At 41.2% G+C, this 22,524-nt stretch carries 20 protein-coding genes; 13 read left to right on the forward strand and 7 right to left on the reverse strand.

From position 1 onward, the window contains the following. Window positions 1-5: 5 nt before the first annotated feature. Window positions 6-440: a DUF2000 domain-containing protein gene (locus VRK_RS17125; protein WP_197413168.1), complete on the reverse strand. Its 435-nt coding sequence runs from the start codon at window positions 438-440 to the stop codon at window positions 6-8. A gap of 564 nt (window positions 441-1,004) precedes the next feature. Between VRK_RS17125 and VRK_RS17130 the strand changes: the two genes are divergently transcribed. The 12 genes from VRK_RS17130 (at window position 1,005) to VRK_RS17185 (ending at window position 15,780) form a co-directional block, all read left to right on the forward strand. Then, window positions 1,005-1,811 carry a 2OG-Fe dioxygenase family protein gene (locus VRK_RS17130; RefSeq protein ID WP_059122501.1) on the forward strand — a complete coding sequence of 269 codons (807 nt, stop codon included), beginning with the start codon at window positions 1,005-1,007 and terminating at the stop codon, window positions 1,809-1,811. Window positions 1,812-1,874: 63 nt separating this feature from the next. Then, entirely contained in the window at window positions 1,875-3,014 is a 1,140-nt protein-coding gene (locus VRK_RS17135; RefSeq protein ID WP_059122502.1) for a trans-sulfuration enzyme family protein, read from the forward strand. 18 nt (window positions 3,015-3,032) lie between these two features. Next, on the forward strand, window positions 3,033-4,016 hold the full coding sequence (locus VRK_RS17140; RefSeq protein ID WP_059122503.1) for a phosphotransferase: 984 nt from the start codon (window positions 3,033-3,035) through the stop codon (window positions 4,014-4,016). Window positions 4,017-4,048: 32 nt separating this feature from the next. After that, window positions 4,049-5,308 (forward strand): ATP-grasp domain-containing protein, encoded by a 1,260-nt coding sequence (locus tag VRK_RS17145; RefSeq protein WP_059122504.1) that lies wholly within the window; start codon window positions 4,049-4,051, stop codon window positions 5,306-5,308. Further along, entirely contained in the window at window positions 5,301-6,251 is a 951-nt protein-coding gene (locus VRK_RS17150; RefSeq protein WP_059122505.1) for a hypothetical protein, read from the forward strand. Before VRK_RS17145 ends, VRK_RS17150 begins: the two co-directional genes overlap by 8 nt. A 910-nt stretch (window positions 6,252-7,161) precedes the next feature. Next, window positions 7,162-7,827, forward strand: a complete 666-nt coding sequence (locus tag VRK_RS17155; protein WP_059122506.1) for a response regulator transcription factor — start codon at window positions 7,162-7,164, stop codon at window positions 7,825-7,827. After that, on the forward strand, window positions 7,827-9,254 hold the full coding sequence (locus VRK_RS17160) for a sensor histidine kinase (RefSeq protein ID WP_059122507.1): 1,428 nt from the start codon (window positions 7,827-7,829) through the stop codon (window positions 9,252-9,254). The genes VRK_RS17155 and VRK_RS17160 overlap by 1 nt, the downstream gene beginning before the upstream one ends. Next, the gene (locus VRK_RS17165) at window positions 9,251-10,312 is read left to right on the forward strand and encodes an ABC transporter substrate-binding protein (RefSeq protein ID WP_059122508.1); all 1,062 of its coding nucleotides are present in this window, start codon (window positions 9,251-9,253) and stop codon (window positions 10,310-10,312) included. Before VRK_RS17160 ends, VRK_RS17165 begins: the two co-directional genes overlap by 4 nt. 116 nt (window positions 10,313-10,428) lie before the next feature. Next, a complete protein-coding gene (locus VRK_RS17170; protein WP_059122509.1) occupies window positions 10,429-11,493 on the forward strand; it encodes a 4-oxalomesaconate tautomerase in 1,065 nt (354 codons plus the stop codon). A 171-nt stretch (window positions 11,494-11,664) separates the two neighbouring features. Then, complete coding sequence (locus tag VRK_RS17175) at window positions 11,665-12,780, forward strand: Bug family tripartite tricarboxylate transporter substrate binding protein (RefSeq protein WP_157371947.1); 1,116 nt, start codon at window positions 11,665-11,667, stop codon at window positions 12,778-12,780. A 162-nt stretch (window positions 12,781-12,942) separates the two neighbouring features. Further along, a complete protein-coding gene (locus tag VRK_RS17180) occupies window positions 12,943-14,916 on the forward strand; it encodes a tripartite tricarboxylate transporter permease (protein ID WP_059122510.1) in 1,974 nt (657 codons plus the stop codon). Between the two features lie 12 nt (window positions 14,917-14,928). Beyond that, window positions 14,929-15,780, forward strand: a complete 852-nt coding sequence (locus VRK_RS17185; RefSeq protein ID WP_059122511.1) for a universal stress protein — start codon at window positions 14,929-14,931, stop codon at window positions 15,778-15,780. 707 nt (window positions 15,781-16,487) lie between these two features. Here VRK_RS17185 and VRK_RS17190 read toward each other — a convergent pair. The 3 genes from VRK_RS17190 to VRK_RS17200 form a co-directional block, all read right to left on the reverse strand. Continuing rightward, window positions 16,488-16,994, reverse strand: coding sequence for an ankyrin repeat domain-containing protein (locus tag VRK_RS17190; protein WP_059122512.1), 507 nt, complete (start codon window positions 16,992-16,994; stop codon window positions 16,488-16,490). Continuing rightward, window positions 16,991-18,553 (reverse strand): S-type pyocin domain-containing protein, encoded by a 1,563-nt coding sequence (locus VRK_RS17195; protein WP_059122513.1) that lies wholly within the window; start codon window positions 18,551-18,553, stop codon window positions 16,991-16,993. Before VRK_RS17195 ends, VRK_RS17190 begins: the two co-directional genes overlap by 4 nt. 168 nt (window positions 18,554-18,721) lie before the next feature. Next, on the reverse strand, window positions 18,722-18,925 hold the full coding sequence (locus VRK_RS17200; protein WP_059122514.1) for a hypothetical protein: 204 nt from the start codon (window positions 18,923-18,925) through the stop codon (window positions 18,722-18,724). 116 nt (window positions 18,926-19,041) lie between these two features. Here VRK_RS17200 and VRK_RS17205 point away from each other — a divergent pair, with 116 nt between their 5' ends. Further along, the gene (locus VRK_RS17205; RefSeq protein ID WP_059122515.1) at window positions 19,042-19,887 is read left to right on the forward strand and encodes an alpha/beta fold hydrolase; all 846 of its coding nucleotides are present in this window, start codon (window positions 19,042-19,044) and stop codon (window positions 19,885-19,887) included. A gap of 94 nt (window positions 19,888-19,981) precedes the next feature. On the opposite strand, the gene VRK_RS17210 is transcribed toward VRK_RS17205, so the two are convergent. From VRK_RS17210 to VRK_RS17220, 3 genes are all read right to left on the reverse strand, one after another. After that, entirely contained in the window at window positions 19,982-20,866 is an 885-nt protein-coding gene (locus VRK_RS17210) for a hypothetical protein (RefSeq protein ID WP_059122516.1), read from the reverse strand. A gap of 191 nt (window positions 20,867-21,057) precedes the next feature. Beyond that, window positions 21,058-21,225 carry a hypothetical protein gene (locus VRK_RS21530; RefSeq protein WP_157371948.1) on the reverse strand — a complete coding sequence of 56 codons (168 nt, stop codon included), beginning with the start codon at window positions 21,223-21,225 and terminating at the stop codon, window positions 21,058-21,060. A gap of 378 nt (window positions 21,226-21,603) precedes the next feature. After that, on the reverse strand, window positions 21,604-22,494 hold the full coding sequence (locus VRK_RS17220; RefSeq protein ID WP_059122518.1) for a hypothetical protein: 891 nt from the start codon (window positions 22,492-22,494) through the stop codon (window positions 21,604-21,606). Window positions 22,495-22,524: the final 30 nt, after the last annotated feature.

Genomic DNA, 22,524 nt, shown 5'->3' on the forward strand with positions numbered 1-22,524 from the left:
TAATCCTATTTGAAGAGACTAAATGCCTTCGTCAAATCCTTCAACTCTGAAGTATTACCAAACATACATACACCAAAATATTCCAAATCATTTTCTGCTGTTTCTGAAGTCGCTTTTAGCTGTTCTTCAGACGTACCGATGATCATTGTATCAATAAAGTCAGTGAACGGAATTTGACGCTGTATAAGTTCATTCCGGACTTTTCGTATTTTATTCGAATTATCCGCTTTTAAAACAATAAATGGATAATGCGAAATCGAAGGATGAATTCCTCCGTCCATGTCTTCGTATTCTAAGAAACACAGACTATCAATATCTTTTACCTGAGCAATGAGTCCAGAAGTCATGTGTCCAAGAGCATTCAATAGTCTCCCTATATCAACTTTTTTATTCAATACCGCGACAAATCTTTTAGCGTTTTCATCTGGAAATTCAGAAATATCAAGCATATAAATCCTTAGTTATATAGGGGGGTATATGATGATTTTCGATATAGAATCATACGAATTATCATCTTACTTTAAAATCACTACCTAAATTTACAATTGTTTAATGACTCATTCAAGTACTTAACACTCTTGCAATTTTATCCCTTCTCATCTGGTGTGCTATTGGTTGATTAGATATGAGTTGCATTTTCATTTTCAATAGAAAATTCTGTCATGACTATCTCTCAGTTTAATGTGCTAATTTAAAGATGTTCATTGGTATATTAACCTAATAGGTTTGTGGGGGAAATGAGCGAAGAATGTTACAAAAATGTCACTTTTTTCGGATTGCAATCAGTACATATCAACCTTCATGAGGAAGTTCCTACTATGTGTGAATCTATTAAAATGGTAACGACCATATATATTTCCATAACAGTGGAGCCATATTGCTAGATTATATATGAGATCCCGTCAGTTTCTATTACTACGGATAACGCGTTATCTACAATCTTATATATTTATCAGCGTAATTTATATAGAAAATTATAACCCTGCATGATAGGTGATTATACGATGATTATCGAGAATGATATTTCCAGTAGTAATTACAAAACGAATACAGATTTTGGTACACCACTTATCTGTAAATTGGATGCATATTCTAGAATGACGGAGTTAGGATTTTGTTATTTACGCTCCAATGATTTCACGCTGAGTCCTAGTCAGCAGCATGACTTAAATATCATTCAAAAGCATTTTGATTCCCTTGCCATCGACCCATACGATCAAAATTCTGGTCGTTATCGTCAGCATAGTAAATACATATTTCTTCCTTGCTATAAACTCCTTATCCCTCATTCTTCTGAGCGTACTTCTTATTACAAACAAGATATCGGATTTAATGATGAAGTCATGGAGCAAGCGAGAGCGTTCCAACCCGTACCAAATGATATATTGTCAAATAATCTCATTCGCTCAATGATTCTTCACGACTTTGAAAACTCCCCGTTAAGACAATATTCTTCAACGGTACCTATGGAAGTTGGAATCCATTTTATTCGCATGGAAGCGAAAGTTGATTCACCTAGCATTTCAGTGCCCAACCGACTTCATAAAGATGGTGAGCCATGTACGTGGATCCATTTGATCAATCGTGTCGGTGTGTGTGGTGGTGAAAATATTATTACAGATAATACGAAGACTAACGTTCTTTGCAGAGAAATTATGCATGATACGCTCGACTCAATCGGCTTGGTTGACGAATTAGTATGGCATCAAGTAAAGCCCATTTATGTCGATGAGCAATCGGAAATTGGTCATCGCGATGTCATACTCATTGATTTCACTCCGATGTTGGCAACACCAAACACACCAAACTAATCACTACACATATCGTGTAATCATAAATTCATATCTACAATTACTATACAAAGGGTATCAATAGTGCAATCAAAACAAACTATTGCTGTTCATAGCGGAACAATAAAGGATGACATGAATGGTGGAATTCTGTCCCCTTTATTTCCTTCGAGTTCTCATAGACACCTTGATATGAGTGAAGATGTCTATCCAAGACATGCCAACTTACCGAACCAACGTGCAGTTGCTCAAAAGATGTGTGCATTAGAGAGTGGTGGTGAAGCTGCATTAATCTTTAGCTCTGGTATGGCCGCCATCTCGACAGCGATGCTTTCACACTTAAAAGCAGGTGATCATATTGTGCTTCAGAATGGCGTTTATTCGGGAGCACTAAAGTTTGTTCAGAATCATTTTTTAAAGCTTGGCATTACATACAGTATTTCCGAAAGTTGTGATGTTAAGAGTATCATTAAGGCAGTGAATTCTAATACTAGGGCTATTTATATAGAAAGTCCTACTAATCCATTATTGAAGATTTTGGATATAGAACAATTAGCCAAATTCGCAAAAAGCAAAGGATTATTCACGTTCATTGATAACACCATTGCGACGCCAATTAATCAAAATCCATTGGACCTTGGGGTCGATATGGTGCTACACAGCGCGACCAAGTTTTTAGGTGGACATGGCGATGTATCAGGAGGCGTCGCTGTAGGCAGTGAAGCGTCGATTTCACTGATGGCAGACTACATGAACGATTTTGGCGGATGCTTAAATGCTCAAGCATGTCACCTCTTTGAAAGAAGTTTGCGTACTTTGGCGATCCGAATGGATAAGGTAAATAAGAATGCTTTGGAACTTGCTTCTCGATTAAATGAACACCCAAATATTACGAAGGTTCACTATCCTGGTTTACCAAGTCACGAAAATCACAAGATAGCATGTGATCAGATGCATGGGTTTGGCGGAATGGTTAGCTTTGAACTGTCACAAAGATTTGACGCGACAAGTTTTCAACGCAAATTAAACTTAATTACCCCTTCAAATAGTCTGGGTGATTTAGAAACAACATTAAATTCTCCTTATCAGGCTTCATCATCTTTCAGAAGTCTTAGTCCACAAGAACAAAAACGGTCTGGAGTTACGACACAGTTAATACGAATGTCTGTCGGGATCGAAGACGTTTCTGATCTATATGAAGATTTAAATCAAGCTCTATCGTGAATAAATTTGGAAAAGGTAATGGAAACGAGTTTAAAGTTGAAGCGTGATGAGATTCAACATATTGAATCCGTCTATGGGCTCACGATAGAAACCAGTGCTTTCTTGGGAGAGGGGTCTGGTAATACCAATTTTCTTATTGAGACTAATATTGGTGACTGTGTCCTGAGTATTATTGAGGAACAAACCCGTGATGAAGTTGAAATCATGGCAAATACACTGGTTTGGTTGGAGTCAAATAATTTTAGGACTTCGCGCCTAATCAGCCCTGAACAACAAGAAAACCATTCTATTACACTCAGGGGAAAACCATCTCTATTGAGAACTTACATGAATGGTCATGTCTACAAAGATTTGAGTGAAGGGATGCTCAAACAACTTGGTGCGACTATGGCCAAACTACATGAAATACCGATCCCTGATTTTATCGGTGATTCTATTTTCTATGAGCAGAAGAAGTTTATGGATGCTCTAGATGCCAATATTGATATTGAATATGAAAACTGGGCTAAGCTCAGGCTGAGTGAACTGGCTGTGAACCACATCCATGGTTTACCTACATCAGTGATTCATAGTGACCTTTTCTACGATAATATGTTATTCAATGGAGAGCAGTTCGTCAGTATGATTGACTTCGAGCTAGCCTGTATCTATCACTCAGTCTTCGATATCGGTATGGCTATCGTCGGTACTTGTAGTATCGATGGGGAATTATCTCTTACGAAAGCAGAATCGTTAATTACTGGTTACCAATCAAGAAAAATTATATTGGAATCTGAGTTTAATGTGTTAAAAACCTATACAGAATATGCGGCTGTACTTACTTCACTTTGGCGTTATTGGCGGTACAAAATATATCAATGTGAAGAAAATAATTCTGATAAATATTTGGAAATGATGAAGTTAGCAAAAAATATTGAAGGTGCTAATTTTTCCACATTAGTTAAACCCTCTATTCATAAAGTATCACGAGATAAAAGACTTGATACTGTATATGATATCTAACCGATGATGATATTTTTGGGGTGACTCGTAATATGAAGATTGAACATTTACAAAAAGTCGTAGTTCTTGTTGATGCTTATTCATCGGGTAATGACTTGGCTCACGAATTTATTAAGAAGGGGTACCGGTGTGCCCATGTACAAAGTAGGAAAAATTTGCCTACAAATCTTTTAGATAGCTTTAGAGATGATGATTTTTTCATTAATCTTCATTATGAAGATAATAATACAGTCAGTACGTTGAAGGATTTTGATGTAATTGCTGTTATTGCCGGTTGCGAAACAGGTATTGAAGTTGCAGATGATTTAGCCGCTGAATTACACGTAAATGGAAACAATAAGAACACAAGTAATGTTCGAAGAAACAAATATTTGATGCAGCAAAGTTTGATAGATGCCAATCTTAGACATATACCGACCTACAGCGTGACTACACAGGCCGACGCGATGTGTCACGCTGAGGCGTTACTGAATGATTATTCTAAAGTTGTCATCAAACCTGTTGATAGTGCAGGTACTGATTCCGTATTTGTATCTGGTAATTTAGATGCTGTCCTAGAGCACTCAAATCGGTTGCTCAATAAAAGTAACCAACTTAATTTAAAGAATAAAGCTATTATATTACAACCCTTTATTGACGGAGAAGAATACGTAGTAGACACAGTCAGCTACGCTGGCTCACACAAAATTTGTGCTATTTGGAAAATGGGTAAAGGAAGTTACAATGGCTGTGATTCAATTTGCGAGTTTACTGAGCTAACTTCGCTTGATGCTCAAACCTATTCTACTCTCAAGGAATATGTCTTTAGTGTTCTGGATGCGATCGGAATAGAATATGGGGCTGGTCACTCAGAACTGTTTTTAACGTCGGATGGATGGACACTCATCGAAACCGGTGCTCGGCCTCACGGAGCCGGTTTTCCAGCACTCTCTTCTCTGGCGTTGAAACGAACACAGATTGATGAGTTTGTATTGAGTATATGTTCCCCTAAGCAGTTTCTTACCTCAGTTGATGAAGACTATAAACCTCTCCGGCATTTAAAAATTAAAGAACTGATATCATCGGGTTCTGGCATTGTTGAATCGGTCAAACATGTTGATACTATTCTGAACTTGCCATCTTATAAGGCATCGCATATGCCATCTTATGGTCAGAAGATTACATTCACCACTGATGTATTTACTTCTCCCGGTTGGATCGCATTAAGTCATCGTAATTATGACCAACTTACTGCCGATTATAATTTTATTGTCTCACTTGAGAAACAAGGAATGTTTAATTTTCATGAATAGAGATAGTAAAACATCTGGTCAATATTTCATTCTTGGTTATTGTATCTTAGGATCTGCCATTGATGTATTATTATCAGGGTTGTTGCAGAGCATAGAATTATTTGTGTTACTGTTTTGGACTTTTTCCTGTACTTGGCTTGTTTTTTTACTGGTGACACTCACAGTATCACCAGTAAAAATTTATACTTTAATTCAAAGCTATAAATTAATCATCTTACTAAATATATCGACCCTAGGTTCTTGGGTTGGGCTATTTATCGGGTTGAAATGGACTGAGCCCTCAATCATGGTTGCTATTATTTTTGGCCTCAGCCCAATAATATCAGTTCTGATTGAGCTTGTTACTGGTAAATCAATTGACGCCAAAACCACTGTTATTACAGTGATGTTAGCTATTATTGTAACCATGTTAGTCATGCTTGCTGTTGAGTCCACAAGGTCAAATGTATTCCATTCTGGCTTAACTTTCACTCTGATGCTCAGCTTTGTTTGTATCTTAACTTCAGTTTGTCTGGTTATGGGTACTTATATAGCGAAGAAATTATCAAAAATGTCATTTAAGGCAGAAAATATACAATCATTCCGATTCCCACTGCTTATTTGTGTATGCTATTTATTATTACCAACCCCTGAATCATTAACGGAAGTTCGATCTGATTTCTGGATGTATCTCCCAATCATAGTTGTATTAGGAAATGCTATTCCCATATGGATGCTTCAAAAAGGTATTGAAAGAACAAGTGTCATTAAGACTAATATCATCATTAACATAACACCTTGCATCACATTTTTATTGGAGCTTTTTGATTCAACAATAGCATTCAATAATATGAAGCTTGCAGTATTAGTTTTGCTACTCCTCGTCATGCTCATAAATAATGATGATGTCTACATATTTATTAGCAATAAGATTAAGAAAGTACCTAAACGCATCATGAATTAAATGTTTCAACCAATCCACCATCTGTTCTCAACCAGAGAATAGGTGGCGGACACCTTTTGGGGTACTTTTTCGGCCTTGAAAATGTACCTGGGGCGCTTCGGAGATGTGATTGAAATCGAGGAACTTGATTGCGTCCCAAACTGCTACATTACAAGTTTTATATTCCCAGCCGTCGGCTCCGAAATTTGACGCACAATCACGTTCTCCGATTTCAGAGGCATTGGTGTCTTGTGCGCCAGTCACTCTTGCCAAGATGCAAGCGTCATCAGAAGATCTTTTTTATTTGGCTTGGGTGAGCGCTTTCCAGAACCAGCTTTTACGGGCGTCCTGCCCGGAATAACCATTCATCCGTGAATGGTTTTCTTATTTGAGTGGGGTGAAACATCAATCAGGGCTACTGGTGGGAGCCCGATGTGTTCCCCGTATGCACGGGGATGAACCGCTCGCTCTCTTAAATCTTTGGCTGTGTCGTGAGTGTTTCCCGTATGCACGGGGATGAATCACAGTTTTGGGTCGGAGGTCATATTCCTATTATCACTGGTGGGTCGAAACCAGCATCGGGGAGGAGAGGCGGTCAGGATGTTAGGTAGCAAACCTGTCATTTTGCTGACTTGGATGAACATTTACTTAACAGATTTATCATAATTGTGACCAGTATTAAAAATAAATTAACAAGTGTGTATGGCTTGCCGGAGATTAGTGTAACTTTACCTCAAAGTATGACTGAGCCACAGAACGTTGAGATGCAAGCATCCCAATGAGTCAGGCAAGTCGTCAGAGTGACCGGATAGCCTGTTTTTGTCGGTTGAACGGGAGTGAATGAATAATATAATAATTTGTTAACTAAGTGTTTTTTCTTGGTTGACATATATAACGAAGCAATTTGCTGTTTAAGGAAGTCACAAAGGCAATGCGAATTTTAATTGTAGAAGATGACCCGTTAATCAGTGAGTCACTTGAGCAACGATTCTGCGATCTTGGTCATGGTGTGGACTGTGCTTATGATGGTGATGTTGCCTATTCATTGGTTTCGCACACTCAATACGATTTAGTGATTTTGGATCTCAATCTACCGAAACGATCAGGCGAAGAAATAACCAAGAGAATCCGTCAACGCTCAAACACGCCGATTCTGGTTTTAACGGCACGTAAGGAAGTTTATGATCGGATCAACTTGCTCGATCTCGGTGCTGATGACTTTTTAAGCAAACCTTTCGACTTCGGAGAGTTAGAGGCACGCTGCCGTAGTATTGTGCGGCGAAGTCGAGGCAATGATCATAATTTGATAGCGCTGGGTAACCTGAGTTTTGATTCAGTCTCTGCAACAGTGCAAGTGAACGGTGAAAGTATCAAACTCAAACAGCGTGAATACCGGCTACTCGAAGTTTTTATCAATCATCCTAATCGCGTCCTGAGTAAAGAGGAAATTATTGATCACTTATACGGCTATGATAATCCGCCCAATCAAAATGCGATTGAAACCTATGTCGGGCGATTACGTAAAGCACTGGCGAGCAGTAACGTTGAGATTAAAACGCTACGTGGTCTAGGTTATGTATTAACTGTACAGTCATAATGTTTCGTCTATCCATTTCAACCCGCTCACTCCGTTTTCAACTCCTTGCCTATTCCGCGAGTGCTTTACTGTTCATTGGCTTGATATCTATGCTGGCGGTGAAGCGCTATGCCTATGAAACTGCGCAATATACCTTTGATCGACCTTTGGCAAATGCAGCATTACAAATTTTGGAAGAAGTCCTATTAGATGGCGATGAATTGAGTGTTGATTTGCCGTTTTCTGCATTTAGCGGACTTGCTGATTCGCCGCGTGACAAAGTTTTTTATTTAGTGACAACCAAACAAAAAGAATTTGTAACGGGATACCAAGCACTATTATCTGAAGATATTGTTCTCTCTCAAATTGATTCACACCCTCTTCGATTAGAAGTTACTCCCCATTTTTTTGATTTAGTGTTTAAACAGCAACATGTGCGCTTTGCGCTGGTTGGCCGGGTGATTAACACCAGAAAAGGGCCACATCATGTTTATGTGTTAGTCGGACAAACGACAGAAGCGAGAACAGATTGGGAGCAGGAATTATCGGGGGTTGCATCTAAGCTCATTTTTGGCGTCGTATTCTGTACCATTATTGTCATTGTTATTTTAACCAGCCAAGTACTGAAACCACTTAAAACGATTAATAGAAAAATATCGCAACGTTCAAATATTGACCTGACCCCGATCAATGTCCAGGGACCAGAGGAAGTGATGCATCTGGTTAAAACGATTAATAGTTTCATGTTTCAGCTAGATGAAACCTTAATTCATTTAAAAAACTTTACCAGTGAGGCTGCGCATCAGTTAAAGACACCCGTGGCGGGAATGAGATCTCAAATTGAGTTGATGTTAAGCAGAGAAAGCTCGCCTCAGACCGTCCAGTGGCTTATTCGTCTCTTAGATGCGTGCGGCATTTTGGATCGAACCATTGAACAACTGCTGAATCATGCCATGATTAAACACCGTTTTCGCAGCGTAGAGCCGACGAGTAACAATATCAACAAACTTGTCCAGTCTGTTTGCCGGGAGCTGGCAATTAATGCATTAAAAAGAAATATAGAACTGAGTTATCAGCAAAGCGGACAATACCAAATCAAAGGGGATGAGTTTGCGTTAAAGCAGATGTTATCCAATTTAATTGAGAATGCGATTAAATATTCTCCCGATCATAGTGTCGTCGAGGTTGAAGTGGCACGGCGCGGGACAAAAGCTATTATTTTAATTCGAGACTTTGGGGTGGGAATTAAAGATGAAGACAAGCCGTATGTATTTGAACGATTCTATCGAACCTCAGGGAATAGCCAGTCTGGTACTGGGTTAGGTATGACGATTGCAGCGGATGTAGCTAAAAAATATCATGCACGATTAATTTTACATGATACGGTCCCTCAAGGATTAACGGTTGAAATACAATTTCCATACCGGAAGTGGGAGGAGGTTCGATGATTATTTTTCGTTCGATATTTCTTACTATCTTATTTGTGGCGAGTATTGCGAGTGCCATTGCCAATGAAAGTAACTACCGAATTATTAGAATCTTTGGTGCTGCCTATCTGTCGGAAATGAAACCATTACTGGACGACTTTTCTATGCGTAACCCCAACATAAAGATTCAATATCGTTGGATGAGCAGTGAAGACCTTGATCGTTATATCCGTCTACAGAAGCAACCTCAACCTGATGTCACCGTGAGTTCCGTGATGCATTTGCAATTGGGTTTGGTCAATGATGGTTATGCGCTGGAACATCAAAGTGAAAGTATAAGAGGAGAACGTAACACTGTTGCTTTGCCAAACTGGAGCCAGTGGCGGGATGAGCTCTTTGGTTTTAGTTTTGAGCCTGCCGTGATTGCATTCAACAATGTGTTTTTAGAGGGGAAACAAGTACCTACTAATCGCATTGAACTTCTATCTTTTATCCGGCGTTATAGTGATGAGCTGATGGGAAAGATTGGGCTTTACGATATTCGTCATGTCGGTATCGGATATTTGTTCTGGTCTTTTGAGCGACAACAATCACGTAATTATGGACAGTTTTTAGAGTTATTTAATTACCATAATGCCCGCACATTCGATAGTTCACGGGAGATGTTAGCTGCGCTAAGTAAGGGTGAAATTAATATGGCATATAACATATTAGGTTCTTACTCTCAGAGTTGGCAGTTACTGAATCATAATGTGACAATTACCACCATGACAGATTATACGCCAGTTATAATTCGAACGGCTTTCATCAACCGCACAACGCAGAATGCACACGATGCGAAGCGGTTTATCGATTATTTACTTTCATCATCGGGACAGTGGGTTATGGCAGAGCAAACGAATATGCCCCCCATACGTTCAGATATAAATATTATTAATTCTGCATCATATATGCGAGAGCAATATGCAGAACAACTGAAACCGTTACCACTCGATGTCCGCTTACTGGTGTTTTCTGATAAAAGTAAGCGTCAGATTGTGACAACGGAATGGGAACATGCACTGAAAAATTATGACTGATGCGACGTTAACTCATTTTACCGGATAACGAGTCAGTGATTTGACAGGTTCATTTTGTAGCTTGAAACCACCGCTTTTGGGACTTGAAAGTGGACGTAATGGTAAGGAGCTAAAAAATGATACATTCCCAGTTTATTCCTTGTATGCTCATTCGTGGTGGCACATCAAAAGGTGCCTATTTTCTCGCAAGCGATCTCCCCCAATCCCCTGAAGCAAGAGATCAGTTACTGATTAAGATCATGGGATCCGGTGACGTACAACAAATTAATGGTATTGGTGGCGGCACAACTTTAACGAGTAAAGTCGGGATTATCTCACCATCTCAGTCACCGGAGGCCGAGCTGGACTATTTCTTTGTTCAGGTTGGTGTTGAAGAGCAAGTCGTCGATACCAAGCCCTCTTGCGGCAATATATTATCCGGTGTGATCGCATTTGCGGCAGAAAAAGGATTGATTGAATTAGCGGAAGGCTCAACCACAATCCGTGTCAAAAATGTGAATACCAACACGATTATCGAAGTGACGGCTGAAACACCGAACCGAATGCTGAAATTTGACGGCGACACATCCATTGACGGAGTACCGGGTACAGGGTCTCCGGTACTACTGAATTTCTTGGATGTCGGTGGCTCAAAAACCGGCAAATTATTCCCCACAGGCGCACTCAAAGAAACCATCAATGACATTGAGGTGAGTTGTATTGACGCTGCTGTTCCAATGGTTCATATCCCTGCCGACGCACTGGGTTTAGTGGGGAATGAGTCCAAAGCTATCATCGACAGTGATGCTGATTTACTCCGCAAAATAGAATCGATTCGCCTTATCGCGGGTGAGCGCATGGGTCTGGGTGATGTCCGGGGGAGTGTGATCCCCAAAGTCGCCATTGTTTCTCCGCCTCACGATGTGGGCACCATCACTTCTCGCTATCTCGTCCCCCATAACTGTCATGCCAGTCACGCTGTCACCGGTGCGATTTGTGTCGGAGCAGCAAGCTTGATTGAAGGGACGGTGACCCACCAGCAATCTAAAGTTCCCTCAGAGGCAGTGATCATCGAACATCCTAGCGGAAAGATTGATGTCAAAATCACCTTGCTTGAAGGCGAGTCTGAGCCTGTGATTGCCCAAGCCGCATTAGTGAGAACCGCAAGACCACTCTTTAAAGGGGAAGTCTATATTGCGTAGTCGATCCTTGCTGCCGCCAACGATTGTTCTTCATCCCGAGATCTATGTAGCAATATTGTTAATAATATGTGGGTATGTCAGTTTGGTGACAGTTTGAATCCTTACGGTGGACCTATCGCTCTGCCGCGATAGAGACTAAATACTGTAAAAAGAATTTGAGGAGGCACTATTATGCTGCTTAGCAATTATTTTAATAACACCATGTTACGTGTCGGCAGTCAGATAGCATCCGCTGCGTTAATGACATTTTGTCTGACATCACCAGCGAATGCGCAACCGGTGAGTTTTGCAGGTGAACGGATTGAAATGACCGTACCTTACAAAGAGGGAGGTGGTACCGATACTTGGGCACGCTTCTTCGGTCCTTACTTTACTCAATCGCTTCCGGGTGAACCTGTGGTTGTCATTAAAAATATACCCGGTGGTGGCTCTACCAAGGGTGCAAACCAGTTTGCCCGACGTGCAAGTGACAATGGTTTGGATATTCTGGCAAGTTCTGCATCGACTCATTTTACCTACTTGCTCAATGATCGTCGTGTCGAATACGACTATAACGACTGGAAAGCCGTCCTTGCCACGCCAACCGGCGGTGTCGTGTATATTTCCGCTGATGAAGGGATAGAGAATGCCGAGCAATTTGTTAAAAATCTGGACAAGCTGAAATTTAAATATGCGAGTCAGGGGGCAACGACCATCGATCTTGTACCGTTATTAGCATTAGATTTAATTGGTGCCGATGTACAAGCGGTATTCGGTATGAAGGGCCGTGGTGCGGGCCGGCTGGCATTTGAAAGAGGTGAAGTGAATATCGATTCACAAACCAGTTCAGCTTATTTGAAAAAAGTGGTGCCACTGGTTGAAGAAGGTAAAGCAATTCCCCTGTTTAGTTTTGGTGTCGTTGACGCACAAGGCAATCTTCAACGGGATCCAAACTTTCCGAATCTTCCTCACTTTGGTGAAGTGTATCAACTTGCAAAAGGCAATATCGATAGTTCACAAGGTTTTAAAGTGTGGCGATCATTCTTTATTGCTGGATTTGTTGCCCAGAAAGTTTTCTTTTTACCCAAATCAACACCGCAAGATATTCAGTCCGCCTGGCGTGATGCAATGATTAAGCTGGTCGCAGACCCTGACTTTCAAAAACGAGCTGAAGATGTGTTGGGTAATTATGAACAGTTGACAGGACCTGAAGTGGATCAAGCGGTCAATACCATTCTTTCTTTAGATGAAAACAGTAAAAAATGGGTCGTAAAATGGCTGAAAGAAAAATATAACACCAGACTTTAGTTTGATTGATAAATAGAGCTCAATAATCAGTAGTCCTATATTCGCTAGAAATATATCAAATCAATAATATAACTGCGCATTGTTTTTTATTCAGTGCGTTAGTTATATTCAGTTGACTTTTTAACTCACAACATTGCAATGTGAAATAATAAGGATTCAAGGATGTTAAATGAATTACTTACCGCTTTGCAGACAATTTTAACATTGCACCATCTGACTTATATGTTGGGTGGTGTATTGCTGGGTCTCGCAATTGGTATTTTCCCCGGACTGGGCGGTATTGCCGGTTTATCGTTATTATTACCATTCTTATATGGAATGGATCCTATATCTGCGCTCGCGATGTTAATCGGTTTAGTTGCAGTGATCCCCACTTCTGACACCTTTACTTCGGTATTGATGGGGATTCCCGGGTCGAGTGGTTCGCAAGCCACGGTTCTGGATGGTTTCCCGATGGCTAAAAACGGCCATGCCGCCCGTGCACTTTCCGCCGCATTTACAGCCTCTTTATTCGGCGGACTGTTCGGTGCCGTGGTACTGACCGGTTTTGTGCTGATTGCACGTCCCGTGATTCTGGCTTTTGGATCGGGTGAACTCTTTATGCTCACCTTGCTTGGCTTAACCATGGTCGGATCACTGGCAGGCAAGAGCCTCGTCAAAGGTTTATCTGCATGTGGTTTGGGAATGCTATTAGGCAGTGTCGGCAGTGCGCCCGCGACGGGCGAATATCGCATGACATTCGATAATTTCTATCTCATGGATGGGATTCCGCTGGTGGTGGTCGGTTTGGGTATTTTCGCCTTACCAGAGATTATTGATCTCCTACGTCAGAACAAGCCGATCGCCAATGCCAGCAAATTAGGTTCCGGCTGGCTCCAAGGCGTCAAAGACTTCTTTATTCATAAATGGCTGGCACTTCGGTGTAGTGTGATCGGCTGTATTATTGGCGCGCTGCCCGGTTTAGGCGGGAGTGTCGTTGACTGGATCGCCTATGGTCACGCGGTGCAAACCACCAAAGATAAACCGAATTTTGGCCATGGTGACGTCAGAGGTGTGATTGCACCAGAGTCATCCAATAATGCGAAAGAAGGCGGTGGGCTCGTTCCTACTTTGTTATTTGGGATCCCCGGTTCAGGGAGTATGGCTGTATTCCTCGGTGGGATGGTTTTAGTTGGCTTAGAGCCGGGCCCGGCGATGGTGAGCAAAGATCTGCACATCACATACACGATTGTGTGGTCGCTGGCGCTTGCGAACATCTTTGGCGCGGCAGCATGTATGCTCATTTCTCCTTGGGTCGCAAAATTAACCACCGTCCGTTACGCACTGTTAGCCCCATTCATGGTAATGGTGATCTGCTTTGCTGCCTTCCAGGCCACACGGGATTTAGCGGACTTAGTCACCTTGCTCGTCATCGGTGTGCTTGGTGTGTTCATGAAACGATTCGACTGGCCAAGACCCGCATTTCTGATTGGCTTTGTTCTTTCCCCCGGGATGGAAACCTATTTATACCAAGCGATTCAGTTTGATGGTATCGAGTTTTTGCTTCGTCCCGGTGTCATGATCATCGGAGCGATCATTCTGTTTTCACTGGTATTTATGATTCGCCAAAATATGAAAAAGAATCATACAGTTGAAAAGGCAGAAAAAGTACCGACTCGTAAATCGCAAGTGTTATTCGCCATTCTCATTAATATTGCTTTTGCGTATGGCATTTATGACAGCAACCAGCACAGCTTTTTGGGGGGAATATTTCCCACCGTCGTTGCGAGCGGCATGTGGTTCTTATCTGCAATTGTGATCGTGCAACTTCTGACACGCCCGGAAGGTTCTCCGGTCTACTATGATAACGAATATGTTCAAGGATACGCTTATGACAGTAATACAGCATCGATTATGCATTATTTATACTGGATAGCGGCACTGATCATTGGTAGTTACTTCGTCGGATACATTATCTCGGTTGCGTTATTCTTCTGTGCGTTTTTAATGAACAAAGCTGGGATGGGATTGTGGCGCTCATTAGCGGTAACCGCTGCGGCAACAGGATTTTTGCTTGGACTGACCCACATTATGATGCTTGATTTGCCGATAGGCTTATTGCAAGAAACCGTTTCATTACCATGGCCGTTAGGTTAAAAGGAGAGCAGCATGTCAATCAAATCCATCATTATGCCATTTGCTTCTCAGGAAGACGGTGAACAGCGGTTAGAGGGGGCATTAAATGTTGCCAAATTCTTCAATGCTCATCTAGATGTATTACATGCTCAAGTCGGAGCAGAGAAGTTAATGCCCAGTGAACAACGTTTAGTTTCAAGGAAATTTTACGACCAGATCGATAAGCTGGTGCGTGACTATGTTCATGATGATATGGCGCAAGCCAAACAGAGCTTTGAACGTTTATGCCTGCAACTTGGGATTCATGATGACAACACCGATACGGATGACGTCAGTGCAAGATGGCATGATATCTTTGGTTATCGGGGTGAAATTGTTGCCGAGTGGGGAAAAGTATCCGATTTAATCATTATTCCTAAATCCCTCAATGGGCAAACAAGTGTGAGTTTTGAGACGGCAGTCAGTCATGGCGGTAAACCGATTTTAGTCATGCCCCGCAAGCAAACACACTTTGCTCCGGAGACGATCATGATCGCTTGGAATGGTGATAAACCCGGTGCAAATGCAGTCAATAGTGCGCTGCATTTACTACAAAGTGCGAAACAAGTAGTTGTGGTGACAAGTGAAAAATATCTGCCCAAGAAACCGACTCAAGTCGATTTAGCGCGTTATCTCGCTCGGCATAAAATAGAAGTCGAGTGTATCGCATTTACCCATAAAAGCAGGAATACCGGTTCGCAACTGTTAGAAGTCGCCGCTGAGATCAATGCGGATGTGATTGTCTCAGGTGCTTTTGCCCACCAAAAACTGCACCAAAAAGTATTTGGCGGGGTAACTCAAAAGCTACTGATGCGGACTGATATTCCATTATGGATGATGAGCTGATTACAATGATGTCAGTTTAACGACAGGTTCATCTGTTATCTTAAAAACATGGCTGGTTAGCGATTAATTCGTCCGCCCAAGTAGTACAAGGTTATCAATCTCCGGCCTTGCTTAGCTGACCAGCCTTTTTCTTTTTTATCATGATGTCTGAGTACCCTGAATTTCAGGCTCACTGTTTATTCTTTCCCTGTATTTGGCACCCGAATTTGACGCACATTTTGTTCCTCGATTTCAGAAACATCGGTACTCAGTGCGCCAGTCACTCTTGCCAAGATGCAAGAGTGACCAGAAGATCTTTTTGTTTTGGCTTAGTCACGCGTTATCCAGAACCAGCTTTTACGGGCGTCCTGCCCGGAAAAGCCTAACCATTCTTCCATGAATGGTTTTCTTGGTTGGGTGGCTGATTTGAGTAGGGTGAAACACCGAATCAATAAAGTTAAATTGATCGATGCTTTCAGGGTAAAATTCATGGATGATTTTTTATGTTTGTTTATAACTAAATGATTTTATTGAAATTAATTTAAATTTTCTTGTTAAAAAACCAATTTTAGACACGCAATTGTTTTGAATAATCATAGACTTACATGAACAACAATGAAGTGCCTGCTTTTGCAGGAAAGGGGCTGATACAAAAAAGAGCCACAACATCATGCGGCTCTGAATAGGTTCCATTTTAAACAATAGTTTTACTTATGATTGGGCTTTATTTAGTAATGACTGACTAATTCAATGATTTTAGGGTCAACACCTGCGATTTTATGAATCAATTCACGAACGGAACAACCATCATCTTTTTCATCAGGGTTAGCACCATATTCAAGCAATACTTTCACAACCTCATAAGGAATTGGCATTCGATCAAAAGCCATTCTCAACGCACTAATACCATCAGCATCTTGGTGCTCGATCATCTTATCCGCACCGTTTTCCAACAAGAGCCGAATCCCCTCAACATTGCGTTGACGAACCGCATAAATTAGAGGCGTATAGCCATAGCTATCAATTGCGTTGACATCCAGCCCTTGATCAATCAGATATTGGATAGATACCGGTGGAGTTTTTCTAGTTACCGATTTGAATGCGTAATGTAAATATGTCCATTTATCATTAGCCGTGATACGATGAATGTCCTTGCCGTTTGCAATTGATCTTTTCACAGTTTCAATGTCACCACGAACTATAGCTGAGTAAGGTTGATTATCTACATTATTCATTGTGATCTCCTGTCACTTAAAAAGTCTTTCATGTCTTCCAAAATATCCTCTAATTCATCACTGCCCGGTTTCTCATTGACATGACTAAGATTGGTCTTGGCGTCCTCAATTAGAAAATAGTCAGGGTGTGAATTCACAAAATCATTCAATTCTTCCTGAGTCATACCTATCTGGTCAGCCGCTCTGAGTATCCGTCGATTTTCCAAACCCTCTCTATGCCCATAGTGCCAGTCGGTTAAGGCTTTACCTTTTTTATCCGTGAAATTACCATTTTCATCTCTCAAAGCCTCTGCTTCAATCTGTCTTTTGGTCTCAGCCCGAAGGGATGTTCGGTTTAGCTCCGGTTTGGGGTATTTACTCGCACCAAACTGACCATTCGGTTGACGGACTTGATGACTATATACCACATACAGTGGTGGGAGTCCGGTATCTGCCGGAAAGGTCAGAATATAGTCTTGTAAATCTGCATCAGCGATTGGCGTGATATAGGTGTTATCAAATTCTTGGCCTTGCTCAGCCTCCGGATACACCCAGATATTGTAAGTTTTCAGGTCAGGAATGGGATTGACCAGGATCGGTTTGCCGCCAAAATCGCCACTCATCGGTATCCATTCAATAGTGACATCCGGCTCTAACTCAACGACAAATTTATCACCGACCCGAGTCACTTCACGTTTGGGAATATTCACTCCATTGACATGATAACCGTAAATCCGATTATCAGCATTGAACCCTAAGCGGATATTGGTTTCAACCGTGGTTTTATCCATCAGGTCATTTTCATTATACAGCGTGCCGTCACCAAGCTGGCTGGGCATAAATACGGCCAGAATGCCAGTGCGACCGACAATTTTCATCGTCAGGTTTGGCAGCTCTGCCAGTGCTGCACCGCCTATACGCGCTAAAAAAGCGTCTTCAGTTGCTGCCGTCCCAACCCCCTGACCAATGGCTAGTGTATAGGCCGCATACTCACCCAAAGATGAGAGTTGCTCTCTTTGTGTACCGATATCACACGTTCCTCTCGGCACAAGGGCAGATTTGGCAAAACGAGAGGGTTTGACTGGTGGCTTGTTAAACGTGTCTTGCCATGATGACGGGGGCAGTTGAATGTTATCTAATTCTTGTATTCGTTCCTGACGCTGTTTTGCCAGCCGCTCGGCTAAAGTGAGTTTCACTTGATTGCGTTCAACATAAGGCTCGGTATACACCGAGGCGTTGACACTGCCAGCGTAAGATGAACCAATGCCATGATTGACCAATTCAACCCGTGCGGTATAGGCCTTGTATGCCAGCCAATCGAGCTGAGGCTCAACCTCGGGATTGACTCGCCAGTATCGATTGCCCCATTCATCCCGATCCCGAATCAATAAGGGGATGGATGGTGTATCAGTGAGTAAGACTTGATGACCGTTGCGTAGCTGCTCAAGAAAATCAGCAAAGCGCATTCCGGAAGGCGTTACGGATTTGATATCCGATTCGCGCAGGGATGAAAAATCCCCTTCAACCTGAGCAAATTCATTCGCCATCAGGTTGTAGATTTGAATGGTTTGATAGTTCATTTGACGTTGTTTATGTATGAATTCAGTTCATATCGATATAGGAGGAGCATTGTACAACAGCGCAATAACAGATAATCCATTATCAATAGAATCAAACGGTTAATATGGTTTACATTCCATAAATAGGGGGATTTACTACCTTATTGATGAATAGTAATCACGTTGATGCTATTTCTCAGCTTTTGGTCGTTCATAAATTCCGTCAAAAGAGACAAGCTGAACTTCGATTACCCCACCAAAGTATTCAATTTTGACTCGTGGGTCATCTTGCTGTTTTAGCTGAGCGCTGAAGGTTTCATAAAGGGATGCAATAAACTCTCTGACAGGTTGATCAGCATCAAGCAGAGAGTGAGATGATTTATCTTGTTTCATAAGCCTACCAACATCGTTTGTACCCAATGAGCGATGACGCGATGCAATCGCTTCTGTTTATTCTTATCTATATGAATGATTTATATTTTGCTCTCCATTTCTAAAAGGAGAACACAATGGAAATCAATCAAATTATTCTCAATAACAACTTGTTCAGATTTTCTTTGTATAAGAATCATCAATCTGAATCAGAACATGTGGTCATTTTTCTGCTTGGCGCTTTACAGGACATCGAATCAGTTGATTCATTCTCTCGTAAATTTTCTGAGCATCTGGATTGTTTAACTATAGAGATTCCGGGAACAGGAAAAACCACTCCATTAGATTCAAACATTAGCATCAGAGAACAGACATTAATGCTATTAGAGTTCATTCACTATATGGGTATAAAAAGCGCTCATCTTATTGCTATATCATATTCAACAGCCATTGCTGTAGAGTTATGCGACCTATGGCCTTATGTTTGCAGTTTATCTATTTGTGGTGGTGTCCCGGGCATACCGAAGTCAGGTAGGCAAGCCACAAAAAAAATGATTGCTGCTGCAATGCAAAGCCAAGAAGAATTTGCCCATACATTTACCCATTCAGTGACTGTGAACAACCCTAATATCCCCAGAAATAAAACCATTATCAAAGCGACTAAAAGGAGTATATATAATTTATCACCAGATCAAATTGATATATTTTTTGAGAATTCAATTCGATTATTAGTTCACAATCCATCTTATGTAGAAAATATAAAAATACCCTGTACAGTTTGTGTTGGAGAATATGATCCATACGCAACTGTTGAAATTGTTAGAGGATTTTCAAATCAATTAAAAAATAGTAACTTCGTGATAATTAAAAATGCAGATCATCTTGTTCATTTACAGCACCCAGATAAAGTTTATTCTGCAATGATCGCGCTAGCATCATCATATGTTTCTATCGAAAAATCATTGCAAGACCTTACTAACTAAGAGTTCATATTTTTAAATTTATATGAGGTATGGTCAACCCAAAATTTTGTGCATTTTGAGTTGTCCATGCCCACTCAATGGTAAACATATCATTTTATTTATATAGTTCTGATAAGCTAATCAAAACCTTTGTCATCGGACCCCGTTCGTGGTGTTTCAGTCTTCTCAAGGCTTCAACTAATAAAGAATCTCGTACATGTTGAACCTGTCTAAGTTTATGAAACTCAGGAAAAGTTTTCATTGCACTGGTAAAGTTGGCATGAGAATCCAGTTTGAAACCAAGTTTTGCTCTAAATCCTATAGATACAGGCATAGGAACAATCTTATTAATGTCCTCTAACACATGATATTGGTACTCTGATAAGCCAGTCAAACGAGAAGCTGTCTCTACTGAAATATTGTACTCTTTCCTGAACTGTCTTGCTGTCACCGCAACAGAACGATAGTAGTCTATTGCAAACTCTTCGATATCTAATTTCTCAGGTGGTAAGAGGTCACTATGATCTTCAATCACCCCATATTCTGATTCTAACTTTTGTCTGAATTCTAGAAACTCTGATTTAGATGTATCGCTTAACATGCTAAAAATCATGTTAAGAAATTGATTGAGCATTTCGGTAGGTAAACGCCCCAGACAGATTAATGCTTCAACAGCGTTATCGTCCATACCTCGATAAAACTCTTTAATTTTAAAACCATAATAAAATGCAGTCATCGGAACCATCGTTACCCATGAGTATGCAGCAACAACATGAATAGGACGCATTGACTGATAACTTTGTTGCATGTAACGCTTTAACGTGTTCCCGTTAATGCCTGAAAATTTTTTTTCCAATTCTCTAAATGTTAATTTTTGGGTGCGTCTCACATATGACATTGCAACTGAAATATCAGAGTCTATATCTTTCAACATCTCATTTAAATGAGCAATCTCTTGCTCAGATACTACTAAACCTTTCTTATTTCCATATTCAGCCATATATACTTAATCCAACTGTTAAAATTGATATTCCATTAATTACATAGGCACAAAGGTTATTAATTTTTTCAGATATGTCAATCTTGTTTGTGTGTCATTTTTGCTCACAATATCTATGAATAATTAATTTTACATCATATGTTCAATATATGTTTTCACTAAAGTCTATTATTAATTCATACAAAATACACTTATTCACAGAACTCCAAGTTAAAAGAAGGCGCTAAGCTGAACTCTATCCGCCACGCAAAAACACGGGTGATGAATTTACGTCCGGCAGTCATCCCCCCTTTTAAAGCCCTGACCAATTCGTTATCACAATATTGACTGGTTTTCACCGCTCCGGTGATTTGGTCCACAGAAAGCTCATAGTAGGGTTTAAATACCTGTGCTTGGCGCTCACAGAACATTACAAGTTTTATATTCCCAGCCGTCGGCTCCTAAATTTGACGCACAATCACGTTCTCCGATTTCAGAGGCATTGGTGCTCTGTGCGCCAGTTACTCTTGCCAAGATGCAAGAGTGACCAGAAGATCTTTTTGTTTGGCTTGGGCACGAGTTGTCCAGAACCAGCTTTTACGGGCGTCCTGCCCGGAAAATCCTAACCATTCATCCATGAATGGTTTTCTTGGTTGGGTGGTTTGTTTGAGTGAAGTGAAACATGTTTAGAACGAAGCTAAATTGATCGATGCTCTCAGGGTAAAAAATCAGAAAACCGTATTCAGCATATTTGTCACTCACCAATGCTCCACCACACATACAGAGTGATTGGTCACCGCACCGTGATCGACATTAATCCAGTCCGGGGCGGTAATGGTGTAGGTGTTTTGTGGCCGGGTATAGACGGTGATTTCTTCTGCGCTGATTTGGTCGTTTTCATAGATGATCAAACGGCGTTTTTGCAGGAGCAACGTCCGGGCATCGAGCCATAATTGCAGGCTGACCGATGTATTGCTTTGATCAGATTTATTGCCTTGGTGCGGTGTCTGGGTCATGCGTAGAAACAGATAAGGAGTTTGATGAATGGTGGCCCGGCCCACGTATTCGAGTCGCAGATCCGAGAGTTCAGTAACGATGTGCTCCGGCATGAAGTTTTGGTTAAAAGTGATTCGTTCTCTGATTTGTGCCTGATCCTCAATATCAAACCATAGCCCGGTATTGATAAACAGGTGCTGACCAAGGTTGATCCATTCGTCTAAAGCATATTTATCCCCGTCCCGGATCGCCTGACTGACATGCGCCTGATCCGGTTTGATACAGTCGATACGCCAGCTCTGAAGAATCCCCTTGTTGGTCGCACTTTGATATGACAGTGCTGAAAAGCACTGCTCACGGTTTGCCGCCTGAATGATATTGTCAATCAACCCTTTCGGCGGTTCGATTGCTGTCCATCCTGAATCCGGCAACTGAATATTTTGTTGCAGAATCAGCGCGATTTCTCCGGTCATTTCATGCGGTGTCGTCCCGGAAAAAATACTTTTGGCCGTCGGTGGCGTCGCAAACTCAACATTCGCTACATCCTGTTGGGTATTTTTTTGATTGATGTAGGCAAGCCAAATTGCTCCAACCATGATGAGGCCAAAGAACACAGCTACAAAAGTAATCATCAAAATTGCTGACTGGCTCATCTGAATTACCTATCCATACTGTGCAACCGA

Origin of the sequence: Vibrio sp. MEBiC08052 (assembly GCF_001506075.1) — a bacterium.
Classification (GTDB): Bacteria; Pseudomonadota; Gammaproteobacteria; order Enterobacterales; family Vibrionaceae; genus Vibrio.